Source organism: Pseudoalteromonas sp. 20-MNA-CIBAN-0454 (assembly GCF_040308685.1).
Lineage (GTDB): Bacteria > Pseudomonadota > Gammaproteobacteria > Enterobacterales > Alteromonadaceae > Pseudoalteromonas > Pseudoalteromonas nigrifaciens.
Genome location: NZ_JBEOOB010000065.1, coordinates 1 through 6,467, shown reverse-complemented (window position 1 = coordinate 6,467; position 6,467 = coordinate 1). Strand labels below are relative to the sequence as shown.

The window sequence follows — 6,467 nt, the reverse complement described above, 5'->3', positions numbered from 1 at the left end:
TTCTCATCAAGAACAGGGCTAGTTATTCCGATTCATCCCACCGACGCCGCTTCGCGTCGATCAATGGGTTTTCTCGGAAGGATTCGATAAAAACATTTAGTTAACTTTTATTTGACATCTTGGAGCCTGATTAGGATATATCAGTATACTTTTTACAGCAAGCGTCGACAGAATATTTAGTTTTTGAGGTTGGTTTGGGCTTCCCAGCTTTCGCATCTTATCGTGTGGGTATCTCTTACACTTAATTATTCGCTTTTTAATCGTGGCAAAAAATTCAGCAATCGTATTATCATGATAATGCGGTTGACGCCTGAAGCTGCTGTAATTGCTCAAGCGAATCTGCTAATTTTCGTGATATGTTATTCATGTTTGCGCCCCTTTGTATAGCAATTTACCTGTGGCTATATTTTAAAAATATCCATGAACTATCAATATTAAAAAATACCAAAGCTATATGAATTTGTTGCGATATTAAAATTATGGCTAGTGTTATTAATCAGGTTCATAGTGATAGGTTAATTATGCTGAATTAGGTAGTGGCTTAGACGGCTTGGGGAATATATAGTTATCAGCAATTAATAATTATGGTGTATAAAACGCCAAAATGGGGTGAAGTCGATTTCCTCAAGTTTATAATGAGCCTGGTGTAACTGCCCTCTTTTAAATTTTAAAAAATACTTAGTAAGAAGAAAAGTAACACTACTGGCAAATTAGAGCCAAATCAAAGTAGCTACTCTTCTCTTAGTAATTCATTAATATTTACCATATGATTATTTAAAGGTGGTTCATTAGATATCGAGCATTAAATTTGCGTAATGTTCATAGGGTATCTAGCGAGGTTTTGACACCTACTTTGGGAGCAGCTAAACGCGCTTTTGCTACAGTAATTAACGCTTCATCCTCACTTGTCAGTAGCGCGGATTTAAACGGCAACGCCTCTCTTTGTGCAACGTATTCTAGTGTCTGCCTTAGTAGCTCTGACGGAGTTATACCTAATTTTTCTAGTGCAGCGTAAGAACGCTTTTTCACATCATCATCGACACGAAAACTTATAGTACCCATAACGACCCTGTATTTATATATTGATTTACTGATTGTATTAAATTTATACCAGAGTACAAGTTAAAATATATTTCTGACACCTCGTACGATATTCCCACAAAACAGAAGTTTACTTCCCTTTTAATCATAAAAATTGTAATTTTCGGAAGTATTCTTCCTGGGATGGTCATGAGTCTAATATTTCAATTGTTTGTAAGCGAGCATTTAAACAGTGCGCTTACGCTATTAATATCCATAATGAGAGATTAAGGCTAATAGCTTAAATAATTTGTGGCGGTAGGTAGTACCGACACATTAAATGCTTGTAAGAGGTTTTAGAAGTCTAAAGTGATCTAGTATCACAATGCTTAAACCGTTGACGACAAGAATCCCCTTGATTTATCAAGGGGTACTTCAACAAAAAAGAGAATAAGATTTCGTTTGCGCCTATTTATGACTTTGCGCCAATGAAAGCAGATCCTGAAATGGTAACGCGATTGTTTAAGTGGGGTGACGGTTTTGAACGTGGAGGCAAGGTAAACTTTTTGCAAGTAGCCGAGCAACTCTCACCTATGTGTGATCCAAATGAATTGATTGCATACCTTCAAGAAATAGCCAAAAGGCTCAAAAATCTGCCAACGCTACTTTTAGATGCCGGTTGCCCAAGTTATTAAGCGACAATTACGGTGGCCGGTCTAGCGACAATTATCTTGGCCGGTTGATCTGATAAGGTTCGGTACAGCAGAACGGAGGAGTTCACTGTGCCGGGAACACGAATCACTGATCAGCAGGTCACTATTTATATGAAACATAGAAAACGTAATAGCCAAGTTATCGCGGCTGCGAAAGCAGGTATTTCTGAACGTTCAGCAAGGCGCATTGATAAACTGGATGAGCAGCCATTGTCTAATAAACGCCAATGGCGAACGCGTATAGATCCACTTGAGTCTATCTGGGACAGTATTGTTGGCCAGTTACGTTTTCAGAGAGCCCGGTGTATATCCATGCTTTTATGAAGAACTCGAATAATTACAACTTCTTTCTTGCCGAATTCTTTGTAATAGATGACATGACTCCCTTGCGGTCGCTTTCTATAGCCTTCTCTAATGTAATCACAAATATAACCTAGCTCTGGTTCTTCTGCAATTTGATGAAAAACGCTATCAAGTAATTTTAAATAGTCATTTCTCTGCTGCCTGCCCCAGTTAAGTTGCGTGTAACGAGCGATTTTTATTAAATCTGATTTAGCTTTTTTAGATATATGAAATTTCATATCAATGATTTTCTTTATCTAAGTCACTCAATAGTGTGTCATATGAATAGTCAGCTATTCCGCTGTTTTCTCCCTCAACCAACATATTCCTTAGATTGTTCATTTTCAATTCTTGATCTTCTAAGGCTCTTAATCCAGCTCTTAGAACTTCACTTGCAGATCCATACCTACCAGTCTCTAATTGCTGACTAATAAATGAGTCAAAATGCTCACCTAATGTAACACTTGTATTTTTCGCCATGCCAATCTCCAATACCAAAATTCAATATATTTTGGTATCAAAAACATATCAAGTCAATTAAGAAAGACAAAAAACACCTCCTAATCCTACGTTGCTAAAGTATAAGCAACTTTTTTTAGCTTCTTATTAAGGCGGTATGGTTGAAATTTAAAACAAATAACCCCTTACTTTGAATAACGAAACTAGGTTCTTTGAGAAGTTCGACTGCTCTGTAAACATAACTGAGCTGAATAGTTTTAAACTTTTAAAAATCACCTAGCAATTAAAAATCGAGCCTGTGAACTACCCATCGACGCCACTCCGTGTCGATCAATGGGCTTCTACAGTCTAGCTTATGAATGCTAGGCTGCTTCTTTTTTCTCAGTTCCAACAGCAAACTTCGATAGCTCGAAGACTTTCGTTTTAATGGCTGATTTCTGCTGAGATGTGGGGGTAACCCTTGCGACGATCCCAGCCGCAATCAAATCTAATTCACCTGTTTTTGCTATGCTTTTAGCAGCTGACAAGTCTCGGTTTTGGTAAGTTTCACAAGCCGTACATGTGAAATTTCTGTCGTTCAATGTTAAAACATGATGTTGGCCGCATTCTGCGCAAATCCCAGTCGATTTTTCAAATCGACCAATTTCATGATAGAGTTTACCTTCAAGCTCAGCCTTGTATTTTGAAAGCTGAGTTATCAGAGCCATCACATTGTCAGCTACCATACTGCCATTGAATTTTTGCATCGCTTTTACGTTTAAATCTTCAAACACTAAAATATCATTTTCATTGGTTATCTGTCGTGAGATTTGGTGTGCAAAGTCGAGCCTTTGCCGTGAGATTTTGCCGTGTAATTTGTTGATGCGTTGTTTGGTTTTTTGCCAGCGATTTGAACCTTTAGTTCGGCGTGCAAGCTGGCGTTGCAATTGATTTAACTTTGTTTTTGACTGCTTTAAAAACTTTGGATTGTCGGCCACGTAGCCGTTCGAGCCAACTACCGTTTGCTTTGAGTTAATGTCAAAACCTGTGATTGTTTTTAAAACTTGTTTAGCTGTTTTGCACTCCACTTCTTGAGTAATACTGCATTCCCATTTACCGTGGCGAAACTGAACAGTTACCGTTTTGATTTTGCTAGCCAGTTCACGATGTAAAATGATAGGCACTTTACCAACTTTTGGGATACTGATAGCGCCATTTTCAATGCGGATACAGTTTGAGTTATTGACCGCTCGAAAACTATCGTTGTGAAGTTTTTTCTTTTTGTATGAGATTTTATGCTTTGGAAAGCGCTGCAAACGGCCTTTCGAGATTGCGTTCTTTAACGCTGTTTCTAAGTCGCGAGCAACTTGCTGAGCTGCTGCCGAGTCGAATGCTTTGATCCAGTTAAACTCTTCGAACGTCTTGATATCTTTAAGTAGTGAGGCCATGTCTTTGTAAAACAAAAACGTTTTATCGAACTCGTATCGACGCATGTTCTCAGACAACAATAAGTTCCAAATGCCACGCGCTGTCGCGCCAAACTCAACGAGTTTAGCTTCTTGCTCTGGCGTAGGATTTAGCCTGTAGTTGTATCTAAGCGTCTTTTTCATATACTGTATAGACTACTGTATGGAAATGAGTTGTCAAGATGGAGTATGAAACTAAATCTCACTGTAAATATTTAATAGCGCTCAGAATTTAATGTCGAAGAGATCGAGGTGGACAAAGATCATATACACATATTGCTAACGAGCTCTCCCAATAACAGTGTTGCGAGTTACGTTAGGAGAATTAAACAATCTACAACGCAAAGTCTATGGTCGAGATTTAAATGGTTTAAAAAGCAATTCTGGGTTATCTGGGTTAAAAAAACATTTTGGTCTGACGGATATTTTGTTTGCTCTGTTGGAAATGTGGCTGCTGATACAATTCGAAAATACATTCAAGAGCAGGGATAACTATTCCGATTCATCCCATCGACACCGCTTCGCGTCGATCAATGGGTTTTCTCGGAAAATTTCGATAAAATGTCGCAAACACGCTTTGCTAATTATGTAAAAGTATCAGATAGAACATTGCGTGATATTGAGAAAAACAACACAGATCCTCGCTTATCGGTTTTAAAAAAAGTGCTAAAGCCATGTGGGTTTGTTTTAACATTAAAAGTGATGACCTGACGTGGTCGAACCTAGCTTGCCAAGCAAAGTGGTTGTCTTGGTTTTTAACACACCACTTATTGTCAACAACAACCGAAAAGTGATCCACTCCACCATTTGAATATTGATCCACTATTTATTAAGGTTCAAACGACGATGGCGTTACCCGCCATGCTTTTTAGATTAAGGCTAGCGGGCAGCGTTAAATTAAAATAGAGTCTATAAATCCCCTATATTATTGGGAAGCTATACTTAGCTTGTAATTATTCAATCATAAACCCATCTGGAACTCTGGTTTTGCATAATCCCTGAACGTTTCATAGCGGCCATCGCTATAAAAATTGTAAACGCGGTCATTAAAGTAAAGAATACTATAAGATATCTCTGAAGAGCCAAAGAATGTATGCGGCGTATTATGGAGCGTTCTTGTTATTTTTCTGCCCAGCTCAGTTCTCGCAAAACGTAAATCGCCAAAAATTGTGGGCAGCCCATCTTCACCCTCTATAAATTTAACTTGTGTGTTGTTAAATAAGTTATCAGAGGCCATAACAAATTGAAAACCGTTTATATTTTCAGACATCCACTTGACTTCAAAACCTGTGGCTAAAGAATCATACTTTGATAGATCTTCATTTTCTACAAAAGGAGAAATTGAAACGTAAATACCTATTTCTTTTGGAATGTACCTTTCTGGGTTAGTTGGCGCTTTGTAATCCAAATTTTTCAGTAAGTAGGTTGAGCGAGCTTGGTCGCACCCCTCTACACACATCGCCGAAAAGTTCATTTTTTGTGCTATAGTTTGAATTTTATCGCTCACCATTTTGCGTGCAACTGACATGGCTTGTTCAGGAGTGTCTATCTTTACGCCATCCATTTCAGCCGGTAAAAATATACCTGAAGTAACATCGTGACTACCATCATCTGAAAATGCTGAAAATGTTAACGCCGCAACGCCCACAGCTAAACCCAGAGCTTGCCCTTGACCTGAGCCTACTGTCCCAGTGAAAAGATCAGTTGTCATTTGAACGCCGGTACTTAAGTCTGATGCCGTCTCAAACCCTGACTTACCAACTTTAAAACTAAACGGCACACTTTCAATCTCCATAAAAAGGTCATGTCGAGCTTGGCTGTCGAGCATAAATTTACCGATAATTGCTGCTTTTATAATTTCTTCTTTATCTTTAACAGGCTCTTTTTCTGGCATAGTCCAGTTGTTACGCGAAACATCCTTGTATATTGGATCTTCTAACGCTTTGCAGGCAATTAGGTTTGCGATGAACAAGATGATTGTCATCAGTTTTAAGTAGTTAATCATGTTTCAACCTTTCATTTTATTAATATAATTTGTGGCTTTATTATAAGGGTGGATCTTTGGCTCTAAATTAGCGCTTTTATGATTGTTTTTAAATTACTCACTTGGATGGCTGGTAGGTAAAGAATTTTGCATTGTTCATACTAAAATCAGGGCCTAATTTAAGCGAAAATATTACTTTTCATCTCGGCTTTTTATATCAACTGATACGTTGATATGGCTGAGATTAAAATCAGATAATGCTTTACTTTGAATAACGAAACTTCTTTGAAAAAGATCGGCTTGCTCTGCGAATGCAACAAAGACTTTAGGAAAGTGCATGAGGGTTAAATCCTTTTACCGTGCTATCTAAATAAATGCCCTCACAGGCGTATGCTTACGGGTAGCTGGAGGGGTTCTTACAAGTTACTGTGAACTACCCATCGACGCCACTCCGTGTCGATCAATGGGCTTCTACAGCCTTGACTTAGAGACTAGGCTGCTTCT

At 38.3% G+C, this 6,467-nt stretch carries 9 protein-coding genes and 1 pseudogene; 4 read left to right on the top strand and 6 right to left on the bottom strand.

What is annotated here, in order from left to right:
• Window positions 1-819 precede the first annotated feature (819 nt).
• A complete protein-coding gene (locus AAEZ22_RS17755; protein ID WP_008114006.1) occupies window positions 820-1,062 on the bottom strand; it encodes a type II toxin-antitoxin system RelB/DinJ family antitoxin in 243 nt (80 codons plus the stop codon).
• Between the two features lie 446 nt (window positions 1,063-1,508).
• Between AAEZ22_RS17755 and AAEZ22_RS17750 the strand changes: the two genes are divergently transcribed.
• Both AAEZ22_RS17750 and AAEZ22_RS18795 read left to right on the top strand, forming a co-directional pair.
• On the top strand, window positions 1,509-1,715 hold the full coding sequence (locus tag AAEZ22_RS17750; RefSeq protein ID WP_024606882.1) for a hypothetical protein: 207 nt from the start codon (window positions 1,509-1,511) through the stop codon (window positions 1,713-1,715).
• An 87-nt stretch (window positions 1,716-1,802) separates the two neighbouring features.
• The gene (locus AAEZ22_RS18795; RefSeq protein WP_008114002.1) at window positions 1,803-2,057 is read left to right on the top strand and encodes a hypothetical protein; all 255 of its coding nucleotides are present in this window, start codon (window positions 1,803-1,805) and stop codon (window positions 2,055-2,057) included.
• Here the strand turns inward: AAEZ22_RS18795 and AAEZ22_RS17740 are convergent.
• The 3 genes from AAEZ22_RS17740 to AAEZ22_RS17730 all read right to left on the bottom strand — a co-directional run bounded on the left by AAEZ22_RS17740 (window position 2,024) and on the right by AAEZ22_RS17730 (window position 4,123).
• Window positions 2,024-2,314, bottom strand: coding sequence for a type II toxin-antitoxin system RelE/ParE family toxin (locus tag AAEZ22_RS17740; RefSeq protein WP_008114000.1), 291 nt, complete (start codon window positions 2,312-2,314; stop codon window positions 2,024-2,026). The genes AAEZ22_RS18795 and AAEZ22_RS17740 overlap by 34 nt on opposite strands.
• 1 nt (window position 2,315) lies before the next feature.
• Entirely contained in the window at window positions 2,316-2,555 is a 240-nt protein-coding gene (locus tag AAEZ22_RS17735) for a type II toxin-antitoxin system ParD family antitoxin (protein WP_008113998.1), read from the bottom strand.
• 341 nt (window positions 2,556-2,896) lie between these two features.
• A complete protein-coding gene (locus AAEZ22_RS17730) occupies window positions 2,897-4,123 on the bottom strand; it encodes an RNA-guided endonuclease InsQ/TnpB family protein (protein ID WP_352298249.1) in 1,227 nt (408 codons plus the stop codon).
• A 38-nt stretch (window positions 4,124-4,161) separates the two neighbouring features.
• Here AAEZ22_RS17730 and tnpA point away from each other — a divergent pair.
• Both tnpA and AAEZ22_RS17720 read left to right on the top strand, forming a co-directional pair.
• Window positions 4,162-4,471: pseudogene (gene tnpA / locus AAEZ22_RS17725) on the top strand (IS200/IS605 family transposase).
• 69 nt (window positions 4,472-4,540) lie between these two features.
• Window positions 4,541-4,690 (top strand): helix-turn-helix domain-containing protein, encoded by a 150-nt coding sequence (locus AAEZ22_RS17720; protein WP_350628515.1) that lies wholly within the window; start codon window positions 4,541-4,543, stop codon window positions 4,688-4,690.
• 250 nt (window positions 4,691-4,940) lie between these two features.
• Here the strand turns inward: AAEZ22_RS17720 and AAEZ22_RS17715 are convergent, their stop codons facing one another.
• Both AAEZ22_RS17715 and AAEZ22_RS17710 read right to left on the bottom strand, forming a co-directional pair.
• Window positions 4,941-5,984 (bottom strand): hypothetical protein, encoded by a 1,044-nt coding sequence (locus AAEZ22_RS17715; protein WP_352298243.1) that lies wholly within the window; start codon window positions 5,982-5,984, stop codon window positions 4,941-4,943.
• A 171-nt stretch (window positions 5,985-6,155) separates the two neighbouring features.
• A complete protein-coding gene (locus AAEZ22_RS17710; RefSeq protein ID WP_352298240.1) occupies window positions 6,156-6,302 on the bottom strand; it encodes a hypothetical protein in 147 nt (48 codons plus the stop codon).
• Window positions 6,303-6,467: the final 165 nt, after the last annotated feature.

Excerpts from the sequence above, each read along its gene's own strand:
- AAEZ22_RS17730 (WP_352298249.1), bottom strand. The coding sequence starts at position 4,123 with ATGAAAAAGACGCTTAGATACAACTACAGGCTAAATCCTACGCCAGAG.
- AAEZ22_RS17710 (WP_352298240.1), bottom strand. The coding sequence starts at position 6,302 with ATGCACTTTCCTAAAGTCTTTGTTGCATTCGCAGAGCAAGCCGATCTT.
- AAEZ22_RS17750 (WP_024606882.1), top strand. The coding sequence starts at position 1,509 with ATGAAAGCAGATCCTGAAATGGTAACGCGATTGTTTAAGTGGGGTGAC.
- AAEZ22_RS17740 (WP_008114000.1), bottom strand. The coding sequence starts at position 2,314 with ATGAAATTTCATATATCTAAAAAAGCTAAATCAGATTTAATAAAAATC.
- AAEZ22_RS17720 (WP_350628515.1), top strand. The coding sequence starts at position 4,541 with ATGTCGCAAACACGCTTTGCTAATTATGTAAAAGTATCAGATAGAACA.
- AAEZ22_RS17735 (WP_008113998.1), bottom strand. The coding sequence starts at position 2,555 with ATGGCGAAAAATACAAGTGTTACATTAGGTGAGCATTTTGACTCATTT.
- AAEZ22_RS17715 (WP_352298243.1), bottom strand. The coding sequence starts at position 5,984 with ATGATTAACTACTTAAAACTGATGACAATCATCTTGTTCATCGCAAAC.
- AAEZ22_RS17755 (WP_008114006.1), bottom strand. The coding sequence starts at position 1,062 with ATGGGTACTATAAGTTTTCGTGTCGATGATGATGTGAAAAAGCGTTCT.